12 protein-coding genes and 1 rRNA gene are annotated in these 16,636 nt (G+C 48.7%); 10 read left to right on the forward strand and 3 right to left on the reverse strand.

What is annotated here, in order from left to right; genetic code table 11:
• Positions 1–54 precede the first annotated feature (54 nt).
• Positions 55–1,110 (reverse strand): IS30 family transposase, encoded by a 1,056-nt coding sequence (locus C508_RS0116665; RefSeq protein WP_018703490.1) that lies wholly within the window; start codon positions 1,108–1,110, stop codon positions 55–57.
• A 67-nt stretch (positions 1,111–1,177) separates the two neighbouring features.
• Between C508_RS0116665 and C508_RS0116670 the strand changes: the two genes are divergently transcribed.
• The 7 genes from C508_RS0116670 to zapA all read left to right on the forward strand — a co-directional run bounded on the left by C508_RS0116670 (position 1,178) and on the right by zapA (position 8,449).
• Positions 1,178–2,557 carry a TrkH family potassium uptake protein gene (locus C508_RS0116670; RefSeq protein WP_018704712.1) on the forward strand — a complete coding sequence of 460 codons (1,380 nt, stop codon included), beginning with the start codon at positions 1,178–1,180 and terminating at the stop codon, positions 2,555–2,557.
• A gap of 33 nt (positions 2,558–2,590) precedes the next feature.
• Entirely contained in the window at positions 2,591–3,247 is a 657-nt protein-coding gene (locus tag C508_RS0116675; RefSeq protein WP_018704713.1) for a potassium channel family protein, read from the forward strand.
• A complete protein-coding gene (locus C508_RS0116680; RefSeq protein WP_018704714.1) occupies positions 3,244–4,059 on the forward strand; it encodes a TrmH family RNA methyltransferase in 816 nt (271 codons plus the stop codon). The genes C508_RS0116675 and C508_RS0116680 overlap by 4 nt, the downstream gene beginning before the upstream one ends.
• Positions 4,060–4,211: 152 nt before the next feature.
• Positions 4,212–4,301, forward strand: a complete 90-nt coding sequence (locus C508_RS20460; protein ID WP_018704715.1) for a YqzL family protein — start codon at positions 4,212–4,214, stop codon at positions 4,299–4,301.
• Positions 4,302–4,616: 315 nt separating this feature from the next.
• The gene (gene pheS / locus C508_RS0116690) at positions 4,617–5,639 is read left to right on the forward strand and encodes a phenylalanine--tRNA ligase subunit alpha (RefSeq protein ID WP_018704716.1); all 1,023 of its coding nucleotides are present in this window, start codon (positions 4,617–4,619) and stop codon (positions 5,637–5,639) included.
• Between the two features lie 20 nt (positions 5,640–5,659).
• The gene (gene pheT, locus C508_RS0116695) at positions 5,660–8,101 is read left to right on the forward strand and encodes a phenylalanine--tRNA ligase subunit beta (RefSeq protein ID WP_018704717.1); all 2,442 of its coding nucleotides are present in this window, start codon (positions 5,660–5,662) and stop codon (positions 8,099–8,101) included.
• Positions 8,102–8,191: 90 nt separating this feature from the next.
• Positions 8,192–8,449, forward strand: a complete 258-nt coding sequence (gene zapA / locus C508_RS0116700) for a cell division protein ZapA (RefSeq protein ID WP_018704718.1) — start codon at positions 8,192–8,194, stop codon at positions 8,447–8,449.
• Between the two features lie 80 nt (positions 8,450–8,529).
• Here zapA and C508_RS0116705 read toward each other — a convergent pair whose 3' ends face one another.
• Positions 8,530–8,988 (reverse strand): DUF441 domain-containing protein, encoded by a 459-nt coding sequence (locus tag C508_RS0116705; RefSeq protein ID WP_018704719.1) that lies wholly within the window; start codon positions 8,986–8,988, stop codon positions 8,530–8,532.
• A gap of 275 nt (positions 8,989–9,263) precedes the next feature.
• On the opposite strand from C508_RS0116705, the gene C508_RS0116710 reads away from it, so the two are divergent.
• Entirely contained in the window at positions 9,264–11,750 is a 2,487-nt protein-coding gene (locus C508_RS0116710) for a U32 family peptidase (protein WP_018704720.1), read from the forward strand.
• On the forward strand, positions 11,740–14,112 hold the full coding sequence (locus C508_RS0116715) for an endonuclease MutS2 (RefSeq protein ID WP_018704721.1): 2,373 nt from the start codon (positions 11,740–11,742) through the stop codon (positions 14,110–14,112). Before C508_RS0116710 ends, C508_RS0116715 begins: the two co-directional genes overlap by 11 nt.
• 60 nt (positions 14,113–14,172) lie before the next feature.
• Here the strand turns inward: C508_RS0116715 and C508_RS19085 are convergent, their stop codons facing one another.
• Complete coding sequence (locus C508_RS19085; RefSeq protein WP_018704722.1) at positions 14,173–16,218, reverse strand: transglycosylase domain-containing protein; 2,046 nt, start codon at positions 16,216–16,218, stop codon at positions 14,173–14,175.
• A 349-nt stretch (positions 16,219–16,567) separates the two neighbouring features.
• Between C508_RS19085 and C508_RS0116725 the strand changes: the two genes are divergently transcribed.
• Positions 16,568–16,636, forward strand: a 16S ribosomal RNA gene (locus C508_RS0116725); the annotation flags it as partial.

Consider the following 16,636-nt stretch of genomic DNA (forward strand, 5'->3'; position numbering starts at 1 on the left):
CGCAAATTGCAAGTGCAAGTTGAACACTTTGGTAAAGTAGAACAGTAGTTTAAATTAAGCAGCATAAATAGAGTCAAGAAAGTCTTCGAAAAGGTCGTCTGGAGTTCGATAACCGAGGCGCTTGCGTGGAAGAGCGTTTATTTCATCAGCAAAGCCCTTCACCTCTTCGGGAGTATACCTCTCTATAGACGTGCCTTTGGGAATGTACCTGCGCAAGAGACCGTTATGCCTTTCGTTTATGGCTCTCTCCCAAGACGAGTAAGGATGAGCAAAGAAAACTTTCGTGCCCCATTGCTGAACGTCTGCAAAGTCTTCAAATTCAGAACCGTTGTCGGTGGTGATTGTTTTGAAGATAGTACTGAACTGGTTGCCATATTCACTGTATAGTTGCCTCATGGCATTCATCACGGCCACGCTTGTTTTTCCGGGAATGTGAATGGCAAGATAATGGTCTGTGACGCGTTCGATCAGTGTCAAAACGACAGCTTCCTTGCCATTGCGCAGGCCGACCACTGTGTCGGCTTCCCAATGTCCTAACTCGGTGCGTTCCGCAACAATAGCGGGGCGCTCATCGATGCTACGGCCTTTCAGGCGTTTATGTTCATGGCTTTTGACCTTTCTGCGCTTGCGTTTAAGCAATTCCGGCACGTCAAAAAGTGATAGAGGCAAGTTGCCGGATGCCAGTTCGTTGTATAGCGTTTTGGTACACACCAGCTGCTCTTTAGGGAATTTGTTATGAAGCTTTGCATGGCCTACACAAGCATCTATGGACCACGTATGGCTGCGAACCATTTTTACTAGCCATTTAACAAAGGCCGAGCACTCCACTATACGATGCCTTTTCTTGCAGCGTGTTCGGTTAGCCTTGTAGACCGCATGACCTCGTTTAGCGTTGTATTCAGGCGCACGACCTCTGTTGCTTTTGCGCAGCGGCGTTCCCCGGCGCAGCTCGTTCATAACCGTACTTGGCGAGCAATTGATGGCTTGAGCGATCTTGCGTAATGAATAGCCCTGCTTATTTAGGTGCTGAATAGCACCTCGTTCTTCTTTCCCTAAGTGCTGGCCGCGCTTGCGTTCTGGCTCTTGTATGATATAATCATGGCAGTCCATAGTGATTGCCTCCTCGTTGGTGATGGTTGTGTGAGAACTCCATTCTACCATACGAGGAAAAGTCACCATGGACTTTTTTCTTAAGTGTTCAACTTCATTTTACAATCAACCTTTGTTAAAAGAATGGACATTGACGCCATATCAAATTTTGGTTCTTGGTTTTGCAGGGTTGATTTTATTGGGAAGTTTTGTGTTAATGCTTCCGCAAGCTACAGCGTCGGGGAATGGGACTTCTTTTGTTGACGCTTTATTTACAGCGACGTCGGCTGTTTGCGTGACTGGCTTGGTGGTAGTAGATACGGGGACTCATTTTTCTTTATTTGGACAGCTTGTTATTATTTTCTTGATTCAAATCGGCGGCTTAGGTATTATGACCATGACAACCTTAATGGGCATTATGCTTGGTAAGCGCATTCATTTGCGGGAACGTTTGATTTTGCAAGAAGCATTAAACCAAATTACTATGTCCGGCGTGGTGCGTTTGGCTTTGTACGTCATTAAGTTGACATTGTTGATTGAATTCATTGGCGGTACGATTTTAGCCTGGCGCTGGTATGGCGAGTTTGGGCCGATTGGCATATATTACGGCTATTGGCATGCGGTATCTTCATTCTGTAATGCCGGTTTTGATTTGTTTGGTAATTACGGCAGCCTGACTGCCTATGTGTCTGATCTGTCTATAAATTTAACGGTGTCTACGTTAATTATTCTGGGTGGGATTGGGTTTATGGTTATTGCAGACGCTTGGAATCAGCGCTCATTTGCTAAATTGACCGTGCATTCAAGGATTGTTATTGTGATGTCGGCTTCATTGCTGGTGCTTGGCACGCTGGGAATTTTAGCGTTTGAACATGCGAATCCTGCAGGCATGGGACCGCTCTCTTGGCCGGATAAAATTCTCAGCAGCTATTTTCAGGCGGTTTCGGCAAGAACCGCCGGATATAATACTTTGCCGTTGGACACATTAGGGCCGGAAACTTTGTTTTTATTGATTATCTTGATGTTTGTGGGCGCTTCTCCTTCTTCTACAGGCGGCGGTATCAAGACCTCGACGTTGGGGGTTCTCTTAGCTTCTATCTGGGCGATGATGCGCGGCAGAGAGGATGCAGAGCTGTTTGAACGGCGTATTCCTCACGGAGTCATCTATAAGGCTTTTACTGTAGTATTTATTTCCGCATCGTTAGTTTGTTTTGTTACCATGATGCTGAGTATTTCCGAAAACGTTCCTTTTTTGAATTTGCTTTTTGAGGTTGTTTCCGCTTTCGGTACGGTGGGATTGACAACAGGCATTACGCCGGGACTATCGGAGCATGGCAAACTTTGGTTGATTTTAACGATGTTTGCCGGCAGGGTAGGGCCAGTGACCCTGGTAATGGCGTTGACATTGCGTTCGCGAAAAAACAAACATATGGTGCGTTACCCGGAAGGAAAGTTTATTATCGGTTAAGAAAGCAAGTAGAATCTGGAAACGAGGCATGAAATGAAGAAAAAACAGTTTGCGATTATTGGCTTGGGGCGTTTTGGCACTAGTGTAGCCAAGACGTTGTATCAAATGGGCTATGAGGTTTTGGCGGTTGATGCGGATGAAACGCGGGTTCAGGATTTTAGCGATGAAGTGACCCATGTTATGCAGGCGGATACTACCGATGAGGATACATTGAAAGCTTTGGGCATTCGAAATTTTGATGTAGTTGTCGTAGCCATTGGTGCGGATGTGCAGGCTAATTTGATGACAACGCTGCAACTTAAAGAGTTGGGCGTACCTCATATTGTTGCTAAAGCCAAAAATCCCCTCCACGGTAAAATGTTGGAAAAAATTGGCGCTGACAGGGTGGTTTATCCAGAACGGGATATGGGACAGAGGGTGGCGCATAATTTGGTATCCAGCAATGTCTTGGAATACATTGAACTATCTCCTGAGTATAGCATTGTTGAAGTAACGGCGCCTAAAGCTTTGGTGGGGAAAAATTTGGTGGAAACGGATTTGCGCGGTCGTTATGAGGTTAATGTGGTGGCGATACGCCGAGGAGATCAATTATTGGTGCCGCCGCAACCAACAGAGAAAATTATGGAAAAAGATGTAATCTTTGTTGTTGGTGCGAATCGGGGCGTTCAGCGCTTGGAGGAACTTGAATGACTTTGTTTTGGGAAACGATCAATAGTGCTGCCAATGAACAACTGAAACAAATTCGCTCCTTGCAACAGCGTAAAAGGCGGGACGAGAGCGGCTTGTTTATCGTTGAAGGCACGCGAGCGGTACAAGAGGCGCTGCAATCGGATTGGGAATTGCTATTTCTTGTTGCAGCAGAAGATTATGGACAAAAGACGCAGCTGGAAGAGCTGCTGCGAAAGCGCCAACAGCCGTATGGGCGGTTGCTGCAAGTTTCAGGAGAACTGTTGCGCAAGCTCGGCGACACGCAGACTCCCCAAGGGATTATAGCAGTCGTGCGTCAAAAACATTGGGAACTTGAGCAGGTTCTGACTATGCCGGGAGGCGGGCCGCTTTTGGTCTTGGATCGAGTGCAGGATCCGGGGAATGTCGGTGCTTTGTTGCGTACAGCTGCAGCATTAGGCGCAGCGGGGGCTATTTTATTAGAGGGGACTACAGACGCCTTTAGCAGTAAAGCGGTGCGTGCCGGTATGGGGGCTGTATTTCGTCTGCCTGTCGTGCAGAAAATACAGCCGGAGTATTTGAATCGTCTTCGCAAAGAACAGAAACTTGCTTTGTGGGTAGCCGCGCTTGAAGGAGGCCGACCAAGTTATCAGGCTGATTTGCAAGCAAGGCATTTGCTTCTTTTGGGCAACGAAGGAGAAGGGGCGTCGGATTTTTGGCAAAAAGAAGCGGATGGCGCTGTTTTTATTCCCATGCCGGGAGGTATGGAGTCTTTAAATGTGGCTATGGCTGGCTCGTTGCTTCTCTATGAAGCGATGCGGCAGAGGCTGAGCTAAGAAATAAAATTTGATAAATTCGTTTTTTGTATTTTTAGAGAAAGCCCTTGGTTAAGACTGGAGTTGGCTTGTCAGAGCTGAGTTTAGTATGGTATAATGACAACAAGAAATTTCCTGAGAGCATGCTGAACAGGAGCAGGGAGGGTCTCAAGATGATGACCACCGATATGCTATGGAAAGTATTTGAAGCAACTGGGTCCATTGCCACGTATCTCCTGTACCGCCGCCTTTTATTGCAATAAAAAGCGGTTATATTCGGCTTGGGAACAAATTGAATAGTGCTGGTGATGAAGGAGAAAGTATGCAGAGGAGAATTCTTCAGGGAGGCGTTGCCATGGACTGCAAGCACGCTGTATTTTCGCTGTCAGAAGTTCGCTCTGGAGCCTTGTTTATTGAACGATTTTGAATTTAAGTAGGTAAACACGGACTGCTTCACGTTACGAAGTTTGAGTACAAACAAGGGTGGTACCGCGAATAAGCTTTTTCGCCCCTTTCGAGGGGGTGGAAGGGCTTTTGTTTTTTTTGCAATGAAGTATAAAACAGGAGGCAAGTGGAATATGGAAAATCAGCTACAGGCTTTACAAGCGGAAGCGTTGCAGGAGATGCAGCAGGCGCAAACCGTAGCCGCCTTAAATGAGTTGAAAGTGAAATACTTGGGCAAAAAAGGCAGCTTAACGGCTGTGCTGCGCGGCATGGGGGCATTGTCACCGGAGGAGCGTCCTCGTATAGGCGCGCTTGTGAATGAAGTGCGGGCCAAGTTGGAAGAGCTTTTGGACGAGAGGGCAGGCGCTTTGAAAGCGGCTGAACTCCAAGAACGTTTGGAAAAAGAAACCATTGATATTACGTTGGCCGGGCGAACTTCTTTTAGCGGGCATGTGCATCCGTTGATGCTGACGTTAGATCGCATTAAGGCGGTTTTTATGCGTATGGGCTTTGCAGTGGCTGAAGGCCCGGAAGTAGAGGAAGATTCCTATAATTTTGAAGCTTTGAATTTACCGCCGGATCATCCGGCAAGAGATATGCAGGATACTTTTTATATTACGCCGGAGCTGTTGTTGAGAACCCATACCTCGCCAGTGCAGGCGCGGGTTATGCAGGCCAGCGAGCCGAATAGTCCGGTGCGGATTATTGCGCCCGGAAAAGTGTACCGTTGCGATTATGACGCCACGCACTCGCCGATGTTTCATCAGGTAGAAGGCTTGGTTATTGACAAAGAGATTAACTTTGCCGATTTAAAAGGGACCCTGGAACTTTTCATTCGGGAAATCTTCGGATCTGATACTGGAGTTCGCTTTCGGCCAAGCTTCTTTCCTTTTACAGAACCGAGCGCAGAAGTGGATATTTCTTGCGTAATTTGCCAGGGCAAAGGCTGCCGGGTCTGCAAACAAACTGGATGGCTGGAAATTTTGGGTTCCGGCATGGTGCATCCGCGGGTGCTGGAGTTGAGCGGTTATGATCCGGCTAAGGTGCAGGGCTTTGCTTTTGGCATGGGCGTGGAACGCATTGCTATGCTGTTATACCGCATTGACGATCTGCGGTTGTTTTACGAAAATGACGTTCGCTTTTTGCGGCAGTTTTAATTGTACAAAGGAGGATACTCATGCGCACATCCATTGAATGGCTTAATGATTATGTAACGATTCAGACTGCGCCGCAAGAATTAGCGGATGCATTAACCATGGCTGGAATTCCTGTAGAGGAAATTGAATACCAAGGACAAGGCTTGGAAAAAGTGGTGGTCGGCAAAATTGAAGAAATTTTGCCTCATCCTAATGCAGATAAACTGCGTATTTGTCGTGTTAATGTCGGCGCGGCGGAGCTGCTGCAAATTGTGACTGGCGCTGCGAACGTGCAAGAAAAGGATGTAATTCCTGTTGCCTTAGAAGGGGCGCACTTGCCGAACGGAGTATCGATTAAAGCCAGCAAGTTGCGGGGCGAGCCTTCTTACGGCATGCTTTGCTCTGCCAAAGAGCTGGGGATTGATTCGGAAGAACTGCCGGAGGAGCAGCGCAGCGGCATTTATATTCTGCCGGCTGATACGGCTATTGGTCAGGGAATCCAAGATGTGCTAGGCTTGAATCAGGTTATTTTAGGCTTTGAACTGACAGCCAATCGTCCGGATTGCTTCAGTGTTATTGGCTTGGCGCGGGAAGTTGCCGCTTTAACAGGAGCTTCTTTGAAATTACCGGAAATTAAAGTTCAAGAAGATTCGGCTTTACCCCAAGCAAGTGAAACCGTAACTGTGCAAACGGCTTGCCCGGATTTGTGCCGCCGCTTTGCCGCGCGGGTGCTGCATGATGTAAAAGTGGGCCCTTCGCCGGAATGGATGGCTAGACGGGTTGAAGCGGCAGGCATGCGCTCTATCAGCAATGTTGTGGATGTGACCAACTTTGTTATGCTGGAAATGGGACAACCCTTGCATGCATATGACGCTTCGCGCGTACGCGGAGCTTCTTTGACGGCACGGCTGGCTAACGAAGGGGAAGAGCTGGTGACGCTGGACTCGGCAGAAAGAAAGCTGAATCCCAGTATGCTTGTTATTGCTGACGCTGAAGGCCCTGCAGGTTTGGCTGGCGTCATGGGCGGCTTTGACAGCGAAGTAACCGCTGCTACGCAGACCGTCATTTTGGAAGCCGCTCATTTTCAAGGGGCGAATATTCGGCGAACGGCGCGTCAGTTGGGCCTGCGCTCGGAAGCTTCGGGTCGTTTTGAACGCGGTACCGATGTGGTGCGCGCAACAGAGGCTCTAGATCGGGCGGCTCAGCTGCTTCAAGAAATGGGGGCTTGCCGTATTGCGCCCGGGTATGCTGATGCGTATCCGGTAGTGCAAGAACCGAGAACGGTATCTTTTTCCGTAGCTGAGGTAAATCGCCGATTGGGCACCGCATTGTCAGCAGACTGTATGAATGAAATTTTGCAGCGCCTGTATTTTACCATTCTTCAGGTAGAAGGCGATATCGTTACCTTAGGCGTTCCTTCGTGGCGCGATGATGTGGAAGGAATGGCCGATATTTCTGAGGAAATTGCACGGATGCATGGTTTTGAGCAGATTCAAGCATCCCTGCCTGCAGCGGCGGTAGCTCCTGGCGGACAAAGCCAGCGTCATGATTTGGTGGACCTGCTCACGCAACAATGCGTGGCGGCCGGTTTCATGCAAGGCATCTCCTTCAGCTTTTCTCATCCCAAAGTGTTTGACGCCTTGCGCTTGGAGGAGGAAGATATGCGCCGCCAAGCGGTGCCAGTGTTAAATCCTATTACCGATGAGTTTCCCATTTTGAGGACTACGCTGCTGGGAAATATGCTGGAAATGGTAGGGCGTAATGTGGCTCGCCGCAATGAAGACGTCCGCTTGTTTGAAATTGGCGCGGTATACTTGCCGAAAAACTTGCCGATGGATACGCTGCCTCAAGAGCCCTGGATGTTGTGTGCTGCGTTGACTGGCAGAAGACAGCCGCAAGGATGGAATCAAGGACAAGAACCTGTCGACTTTTATGATGCCAAGGGCTTGGCGGAACAGCTTCTCCATTCGCTGGGTTTAAACAAGGCCATTTTTGAAAAGGCGGTTCATCCGGCATTGCACCCGGGCCGGTGTGCTCGTATTGTTTATCCTGGCGGCAAGGAACTGGGCTGGGTTGGCGAAGTGCACCCCGATACACGGGAGGCTTTTGGTTTGAGGGCGCCCGCTTTTGTATGCGAACTGTCTTTGGAAGCGATGCTTCCTTTGTGGAAACGTCTGCCGATCTACACGGCATTGCCTAAATTCCCGGGGATGCAGCGGGATTTAGCATTTGTTACTTCTGATGAGATTTCTGCAGGTGTTTTAGAACAGGAAATCAGTAAAGTTGGCGGCGCTTTATTAAAGCAAGTTACTCTTTTTGATTTGTACAAAGGCGAACACTTGCCTGCGAATCAACGCAGCCTAGCCTTCTCGTTACTTTTCCAGTCTGCTGATAAAACGCTGACTGATGAAGAAGTGGAAGCGGTGATTCAGAAAATTATCAGCCGTCTTCATGAACGTTTTGGCTGTGAGCTTCGCCAATAGGAAGATTGCGTTTTGTCTGGGGAAGGAATTAGTTCCTTCTTGTCGAATGAATGACTAAGATGAAATACGCATAAAGTGCCAGGTGACGAGATGGATAAAAACAAGTGCAAAGTGACGGTGGAAATTTTTGGCGAAGCCTATACTCTGAAAGGGGATATGGAAGCGGAAGCCGTGCGGAAGATTGCAGCAACAGTTGACCAGAAAATGCGTCAGCTGGCGCGCAGTAATCCTCGGCTGTCCGTAGCCAAAGTAGCAGTATTGACGGCGCTGAATCTGGCGGAAGAGTTTGGCAAGCTGGAGCAGGACTATCAGGAATTGATGGAACTGCTTGATGACGACAAGCGATAAAAAGACAAGAAGCACTGGGTTCTGCGCTTTGGCGCAGAACCCAGTGCTTCTCTGTGAAGCTTTTCGGTTAACCTTGATTTTTAGATCTTGAAAAATCCGGCCAGACTGATAATCAAAGAGACTAAACCGCCGGCAATCAAGGGGCCGACGGCTAGACCATGAAAGATACAGACACCGGCGATGGTGCCGACGATTAGGGCGCTGACGGCTTCCGGCGTTTCCCTCATAAACGGAATTCCTTGCGCTGCCAGGTGCGACACCCAGATACCTACGGCAATAGCCACAAGGCCTACTGGTGACTTAAATGCGTCCAAAAGCATGGAAGTTGTTAGTTTTCCTTGAGCGATGGGAACTAAAATCGCCATCGTCAAAATGGTAATTCCTACAGATATGCCATGTGTTTCCACTGGAGCCAGCCAGGCTTCGAAGCCCAGCCACTTGATTAACAGTAAAATCAAAGCAGCGATAAAGACACTGTAATTGCTGCCGAAGAGAGCTAAAAAAAGAATAATGAGCAGAGGAATACTAGATTCTAACATAAAAAGGCCTCCTTGGAGTTTCAATAATAACCTCTATCATAACGCGGATGATAGAGGAAAGCTACTTTATGAAGGTTATTTTATGAAATGATTTTGCTATTATACAAGACTATATTGCATTATAGTGCTTGCCATTTTTGATTTTACCGCAAAGCTAAAAAAGATAGCAGTGAAAAAGGGTTTATAGTTGTGGTAAGATAAAATGATAGTGATTATTACAATGAAATTCAAGATGACTTGGATGGTTTTGTCTAAAAGGGAAGGAATGAAAATATATGGTATGCGAATTATTAGCTCCTGCGGGGAGCGTTGAAGCATTTCACGCTGCTGTGGAAAACGGAGCCGATGCGGTATATTTATCGGGGAAATCTTTTGGGGCTAGAGCCTATGCGCCTAATTTTTCGGATGAGGAATTAATTGAAGCAGTACGATATGCTCATTTGCGGAATGTTAAAGTATATGTAACCGTTAATACATTGGTAGATGACAGTGAAACGAAACTATTGCAGGAATATTTGCGCTTTTTATATGAATGCGAAATTGATGCAGTTTTGGTTCAAGATTTAGGGGTAACGGCAGTAGCTCGCGACTGTGTGCCAAATCTGCCGTTGCATGCCAGTACGCAGATGACCGTGCACAATGCTGCAGGCGTGCGTTTCTTGAAGGATCTTGGCTTTACCAGAGTCGTAGTCTCACGGGAAATGTCTCTTGCGGAACTGCAGCAATGTGTCCAAGAAGGGGGCGCGGAAATTGAAGCCTTTGTTCATGGCGCTCTTTGCATTTCTTATTCCGGTCAATGTTTAATGAGTAGTCTTATTGGCGGACGCAGCGGCAACCGGGGGCGTTGCGCACAGCCTTGCCGGCTCAATTATCGTTTGGAAACGGAAGAAGGAGCTGTAAGTCAGGAGGTTGGCGAATATCTTTTAAGTCCCAAGGACTTGAATACCTTGGAACTAGTGCCGCAATTACTGGCAGCTGGCGTTCATTCCTTGAAAATTGAAGGACGCATGAAGCGGCCGGAGTATGTGGCCGTAGTAGTCGCTGCCTACCGTCAGGCGTTAGATGCGGCATTGCGCGGTGAAGCCTTGGCTTTGGAACCGTTACAACGGGATTTGGAGCAGATCTTTAATCGTGATTTTACTACCGCTTATTTAGAAGGGCGTCCGGGACGAACCATGATGAGCGATCGCCGGCCTAATAATCGCGGCTTGCGGGTGGGGCGTATTGTCGCTTATGACTATGCCAAGAGGGAAGGTTGTTTAAAGCTGGAGCAGCCTCTGCGGCAGGGGGATATTCTTGATATTTGGGTCAAAGTAGGCGGCCGTGTCAATCTTACAATGCAAGAAATGTATGTAAACGGAAATTTGGTAGAAGAAGCCGAACCTGGCGCTATAGTGGCCATTCCCAATATGCCGCCGGTGGGGATGAATGACCGGGCGTTTAAGGTGTTTGACGCACAATTGATGTTAAAAGCGCGCAGCTCCTTTGCCAAAGAACAGCGCAAGGTACCGGTGACAGCGGTAGTAGAGGCGGTGCTAGGGCAGCCGCTGCGCTTGACTTTGCGAGATGACGAGGGGCATGAAGGTACTGGCGAAACTGATTTTTTGGCGGAACCAGCAAGAAAGCATGCTTTGCAAATTGATTCTGTACGCAAACAAGTGGATCGTCTAGGTAACACCCCTTTCACTCTGCAAAATTTAGAATTTAGGGCGCAGGGCGAGCTGATGGTGCCTGTAAGCGAACAAAACGAGATGCGTCGCCGCGCGGTAGAAGCGTTGGAAGAAGCCAGGCTGGTTTCCTATCGCCGGCCTTCTCTTCCCAAGGAGCCATGCAGTTTAGCTTTCAAGGCCGAAAAGCGCATCGCGAAGGATCAATGGCCGGAAAAAATTTGCGTACAGTGCAGCGAGCTGTCGCAAGTTCAAGCGGCTTTGGCTGGAGGCGCTTCTTGCATTCTTTTTGGGGGTGAAGACTTTGTAAAACCGGCGCCTGGGCCGGAGGAATACGCTGCTGTTTGTCGTGTTGTCCAGGAAGCAGGAAAAGAGCTTTGGCTGGGAACGCCGCGTATTGTCCGAGAATGGCAGCTGCCTCGTTGGGAACAGGTTTTCGCGTTTGCAGCGTCGCAAGAAGCAGCTGGCGTATATCTGGCTAACTTAGGTTTATGGGAGTTGTGCCGTAAAAAAACGCCGGGACTTGCTTTTTGGGCGGATGCGCCGCTGAGTCAGTTTAATTCGCAAACTCTTGCTTTTTGGGCGGAACAGGGGGCGGTAGGGGCGACGTTATCGCCGGAATTGACCTTTGAGCAAATTCGAAAGCTTCATTGGCCGGAGACGTTGGCTGGCGAATGTTTAGTGCATGGCCGTTTAACCATGATGGTTTCCGAGTTTTGTCCTTTAGGTTCTTATATTGGCGAGCTGCATACCGGGACCTGCAGCCAGCCTTGCCGCCAAAAAGAAGCTTACTATTTACGTGACCGGAAAGAAGAGCGATTCCCGATTTTTACAGATAGCAGCTGCCGTAGTTATATTTTTAATGCCAAAGAGCTGGATTTGCGTGGCAATCTGACGCAGTTCCGCCAGACCGGGGTAACGCAATTGCGTTTGGATGGGCGGTTGTATCGTCCGGAGGAGCTGCGGCGATTGACTGCCGATTATTGCCGGGAACTGCTTGCGTTGCAAAAAGGCATGGTTGTGCCGCCTCCGGCTGTAAAGCCTGGCGCTACGCGCGGGCATTATTTTAGAGGAGTCATGATGCATGATCAATGAAAAAGCACTGCATATATTGGAGTTTGACAAGGTTCGAAGCCGCTTAGCTTCCTTGACAGCGTGTGCGCTGGGGAGGGAGCTGGCGGAAACGCTGCAGCCTCAGGTAGAAACAGAGCTTGTTGCTCAATCGTTGGAAGAAACCGCCGCAGTGGCTTTTTTGGCGGAACAGGGAGACAGATTGCCCTTGGGAGGCATTCACGATGTGCGCCAAGGGGCGGGACGAGCGGCGTTGGGGGCTATTTTGGAACTGGAAGAGCTGCGCAATATTGCAGCTACGATGAAAAGCGCCCGGATTTTGGGGAGCTTTTTGCTTAACCGTCTGGATGAAGTTCCTGTTTTGACCGAGTATGCAGAAGGTTTTGTTTCACTGCAGCGGTTAGAACAGACCGTGGAAGCGGTTATTGACGAGCATGGTCAAATGCGCGATGATGCCACGCCAGAGCTGGCCAAGCTGCGGCGGGCCATTCGTACGGCTCACGGGCGCGTTAAGGAACGCTTGCAGTCTGTATTGCGCTCTCAAGAATACCAGAAATATTTTCAAGAAGCCTTGGTTACTATGCGGGGAGACCGCTATGTAATTCCCGTGAAACAGGAGTATAAGCATTTTTTTCCGGGAATTGTTCATGATCAATCAGCCAGCGGCGCTACCGTATTTATTGAACCGATGAGCATTGTGGAGCTGAATAACGAAATTAAGCAATGCATTGCCGCGGAACGCAATGAAATAGAGCGTATTTTACAGTCTTTAAGCGCGGCTGTTGGGCGGGATAATGAGAGCATTCAAGAAAATTGCCGCTTGTTAGGACAGATGGATTTGCTAGCCGCCAAAGTTCGGCTGGCAGAGCAATGGAAATGCACTAAGCCTATTTTCAGTGAAACCAAACGGCTTTCCTTGCGCCAGGCTCGGCATCCTTTAATTAATGCCGCCCAAGTTGTGCCGATCGACTTATTTCTTGGCGAAGAATATACGATGCTGCTCATAACCGGTCCTAATACAGGCGGTAAAACAGTAGCGTTAAAGACGCTGGGATTGATGGTGCTTATGGCGCAGGCTGGATTGTTTTTGCCGGTCGACAGCGGTTCGAGCATCTGCATGTTCAGTCAGGTCTTTGCTGATATTGGCGATGAGCAAAGTATTGAACAAAGTTTGAGTACTTTTTCTTCTCACATGACGCATGTGGTAAGCATTCTGCAGGAAGTTGGCGCTGATGACCTGGTTTTGCTGGATGAAATCGGCGCTGGCACCGATCCGGTAGAGGGCGCGGCTTTGGCTATGTCTATTTTGGAGAATCTGCAGGCTAGCGGCGCATTGACGGTGGCAACAACGCATTATAGCGAGTTGAAACAGTTTGCCTATGCTCGTGAAGGCGTGGAAAATGCTAGTGTCGAGTTTGACGTGCAGACCCTTCGGCCAACGTATCGTTTGCGAATCGGCATGGCTGGCTCTAGTAACGCGTTTGCCATTAGCCGTCGACTAGGGCTGGCGGAAGAGATACTAACTAGAGCGCGCGTACTAATGGATCAGCAGCATGTGGACCTGGCCGCAATGATGCAGGAGCTTGAAAAAGAAAAGTTAGAGTATCAAGAACGACTTGCCTCGCTGGAACTGCAACAGCGTTCGTGGGAGCAAGAAAAACGGCGCTGGGAAGTCAAACGAAGCCAAGAAGAAGAAAAAGCCTCCTTGCGATTGGAGCAAAGCAAAATAAAGGCGGCCGAATTACTGCGACAAGCTAGAAAAACAGCCGAAGAAAGCGTCAATCTTATCAAAAAACAGGCGCAGGAGCAAGATCAGCAGCGACGGCAGAACGCCTTTCAACAAGCAAGAGAACGACTGCAAGGAGCGCTTGACGGGACTCGTCCCCAATTTCGCAAGGTAGTTGCCGGCAGCCCGGTGGAACCGGAGCTGCTGCAGGAAGGATTGGCGGTTATGGTGAAAACGCTGGGCCAAAAAGGCAGAATCCTTTCCTGGAATGCTAAGGAAGCTACTGTGCAGATTGGGGCGTTAAAAATGAATGTGCCTTTGCAAGCTTGTCTTCTTGTGGAGGATGGGAAAGTGGAAGAAGCTCCGAGTAAAGCAGCGCCGCGAATTTCCGCCGCCTTTTTGAGCAAACGCCTGGATGTGGCCCGGGAAATCGATGTGCGCGGGCAAAATGTTGAAGAAGCCGTAGAAATTCTGGCTAAATTTTTGGATGACGCCATGCTGGCCGGGCATACTAAGGTAAATGTGATTCACGGCAAGGGAACCGGCGCGCTGCGCAAAGGCGTACGGGCCTATTTAAAGCAGCATCACGGCGTTCGGGATATCAGCATTGGTGAGGTAACCGAAGGCGGCGACGGCGCTACGCTGGTGCAGCTTAAATAAGGAAAAGGGTAAAAGAAGAGCAGTGCTGCTTGCTGGCAGCACTGCTCTTTCTTTACGTCGCTATTCTTTTTTTGAATCCGTTTTCTTGTCTTCTGCTTTAGTATCGTTCGGTTTAGTTGTTGCTTTTTCTGGCTGTTTAGTTGCTGCTTTTTTCTTATCTTCTTCCTGCTTTTTATCAGCAGCTGCTTTGTCGTCAAGATGAACCGGAGTGCTTGTATCTTGAGGAACTGAAACTCCCTGCGGTCGTAGGAAGTCGCGGGCTGGAGTCGAGGCTAGCGCCTTGGACATGAAAAGACGCCAAATTTCGGCAGGAACCGTGCCCCCTGTGATATCCCCTAGAGTTCCTTCTGTGTCATTGCCCATCCAAACGGCGGCAACTAAGTCAGGAGTATAACCGACAAACCAAGCATCTTTATTGTTGTCGGTTGTGCCGGTTTTACCGGCTGCCGGCCGGCCGATTGCGGCGCCAGCGCCGGTGCCGCGGGCGATAACGCCTTTCAGCATATCAGTTACAATGTAGGCGCTTTTTTCACTGATGATGGTTTTAGGCTGCGGTGAATGTTCTTCCAAGGTTTTGCCGTTTCGATCGACGACCTTCACGATGGCGATGGGTTCGCAGCGGATGCCTTGGTTTGCTAATACTCCATAAGCGCTGGCCATTTCTAAAGGAGTAACCCCTTTGGTTAAGCCGCCCAGGGACATAGCCAAATTTCTATCATTTGTGGGGCCTTGCAAGACCAAAGTAGAGATGCCCATTTGCTGGGCGTAATACAACGGTTTGTCAGCGCCAAGCTGGTTGGCCAGTTTGACCGTAGGTACATTGCGCGATTGTTCCAAAGCGTAGCGAAGAGAAATATTGCCGTAAAAGCGCCCGTCGTAATTGCGGGGAGACCAGGAGCCGAAAGAAACGGCTGTATCGCTGATGCTTGTAGCCGGCGTCATGCCGCTTTCAATGGCTGCTAGATAGGTGAACGTTTTAAACACAGAGCCTGGCTGACGTTCCGCCATGACGGCGCGGTTAAATTGATCATCGCCGCGACCGCCTACCATCGCCTTAATGTAACCGCTGCGCGGATCAATAGCTACCAGCGCTCCTTGCGGCTGCATAATGCCATTTGCATCCTTGCGATACGAAGGCAGGTGAGTAAGGGCGGTTTCCGCCGCCTGCTGCATCGTCAAATCTAAAGAGGTGTATACCTTCAAGCCTTCTTTATAAACGGCATCGGCGCCATATTTATCAATAAGTGATTGGACGACATAATCAATAAAATAAGCGGCTGTCTTGTCGGATTTGTCGTTGTTTGTCTTTCCAGAAGCTAGCTTTAAGGGCGCTTCAGCCGCGCTTTGTGCAGTTGAAGCATCAATATAGCCATACTTAACCATTTGTTCCAATACGGTTCGTTGACGTTCCTTAGCGGCCTTTAAATTATTTAAAGGAGAATAGTAGTTGGGGCTTTTGGGGATGCCGGCCAACATAGCACATTCTGCTAAGGTTAAGTCTTCAGCATTTTTATTGAAGTATACTCTTGCAGCCGTTTGTACGCCATAAGCGCCTTGACCGAAGTAAATATGATTAACATACATTTCTAAAATCTCATGCTTCGTATACTGGCGCTCGATTTGGAGGGCTAAAAAAGCCTCCTGAATTTTTCGCTTCATCGTGCGTTCTTGTGAAAGAAGCGCATTTTTAGCGAGCTGTTGCGTGATGGTACTGCCGCCTTCAGCAACGCCGCCGCCGGTTACGTTAGACCAAGCCGCCCGCAAAATGCCTCGCGGGTCAACACCCATATGCTGATAAAAGCGAGCATCCTCAACAGCTACAAAAGCATTTTGCAGATTTTGAGGGACTTTACTTAACGGAACAGGGACTCGGTTTTCTACGGAGTGTACGGTAGTAATTAGAGTGCCATGGCTGTCGAAAATTTGTGATGAAGCAGCCGGGCGGATGTCGTTTTGCAAGTTAGGCATTGTATTATAGCTGGCAGTTACAAAACCCAAGCCGACGCCGGCAAAGATGACGCCCATAACTACTGCGATAATGAGAAAAAGGCGCCCCCAGCGAAAAGAACGTTTGGGTGTTTGTGGTGAAGTACTTTCATTTCTCATGAATTTGTCTTGCCTCCTGGTTCAAAGTAAACAACTATTTTCCTATTATACCACAAGGATTGCTACGATTGGATTGACAATTATATAACAAGCGCGAACATTTTTGTTGTGGTCGATGGAGGTGACTTCTGCATAAAGTACAGTAAAAAGTGCATAGAAGGTGTTGACAGTAACCCGGTTAACATGATACTATACAGAAGTCGTCGCGAGCGGCGGCCAAAGAACAAGTGCTCCTTGAAAACTGAACGATGCAAACAAGCCAGATGTGCGAGGCAACCTTCGCTGCAAAGTGAAGGAAGTCATTAAAAATTTCTTTTTTAAACTAAGAGCTGACATCAGTTCTTCGATTTTATCGGAGAGTTTGATCCTGGCTCAGGACGAACGCTGGCGGCGTGCTTAACACATGCAAGTCGAACGG

It is taken from the genome of Anaeromusa acidaminophila DSM 3853 (assembly GCF_000374545.1).
GTDB classification, from domain to species: Bacteria; Bacillota; Negativicutes; order Anaeromusales; family Anaeromusaceae; genus Anaeromusa; species Anaeromusa acidaminophila.

What these genes read in the sequence shown, in the direction of transcription:
- C508_RS0116665 (WP_018703490.1), bottom strand. Translation starts at nt 1,110, where the DNA reads ATGGACTGCCATGATTATATCATACAAGAGCCAGAACGCAAGCGCGGC.
- C508_RS0116670 (WP_018704712.1), top strand. Translation starts at nt 1,178, where the DNA reads ATGGACTTTTTTCTTAAGTGTTCAACTTCATTTTACAATCAACCTTTG.
- C508_RS0116675 (WP_018704713.1), top strand. Translation starts at nt 2,591, where the DNA reads ATGAAGAAAAAACAGTTTGCGATTATTGGCTTGGGGCGTTTTGGCACT.
- C508_RS0116680 (WP_018704714.1), top strand. Translation starts at nt 3,244, where the DNA reads ATGACTTTGTTTTGGGAAACGATCAATAGTGCTGCCAATGAACAACTG.
- C508_RS20460 (WP_018704715.1), top strand. Translation starts at nt 4,212, where the DNA reads ATGATGACCACCGATATGCTATGGAAAGTATTTGAAGCAACTGGGTCC.
- pheS (WP_018704716.1), top strand. Translation starts at nt 4,617, where the DNA reads ATGGAAAATCAGCTACAGGCTTTACAAGCGGAAGCGTTGCAGGAGATG.
- pheT (WP_018704717.1), top strand. Translation starts at nt 5,660, where the DNA reads ATGCGCACATCCATTGAATGGCTTAATGATTATGTAACGATTCAGACT.
- zapA (WP_018704718.1), top strand. Translation starts at nt 8,192, where the DNA reads ATGGATAAAAACAAGTGCAAAGTGACGGTGGAAATTTTTGGCGAAGCC.
- C508_RS0116705 (WP_018704719.1), bottom strand. Translation starts at nt 8,988, where the DNA reads ATGTTAGAATCTAGTATTCCTCTGCTCATTATTCTTTTTTTAGCTCTC.
- C508_RS0116710 (WP_018704720.1), top strand. Translation starts at nt 9,264, where the DNA reads ATGGTATGCGAATTATTAGCTCCTGCGGGGAGCGTTGAAGCATTTCAC.
- C508_RS0116715 (WP_018704721.1), top strand. Translation starts at nt 11,740, where the DNA reads ATGATCAATGAAAAAGCACTGCATATATTGGAGTTTGACAAGGTTCGA.
- C508_RS19085 (WP_018704722.1), bottom strand. Translation starts at nt 16,218, where the DNA reads ATGAGAAATGAAAGTACTTCACCACAAACACCCAAACGTTCTTTTCGC.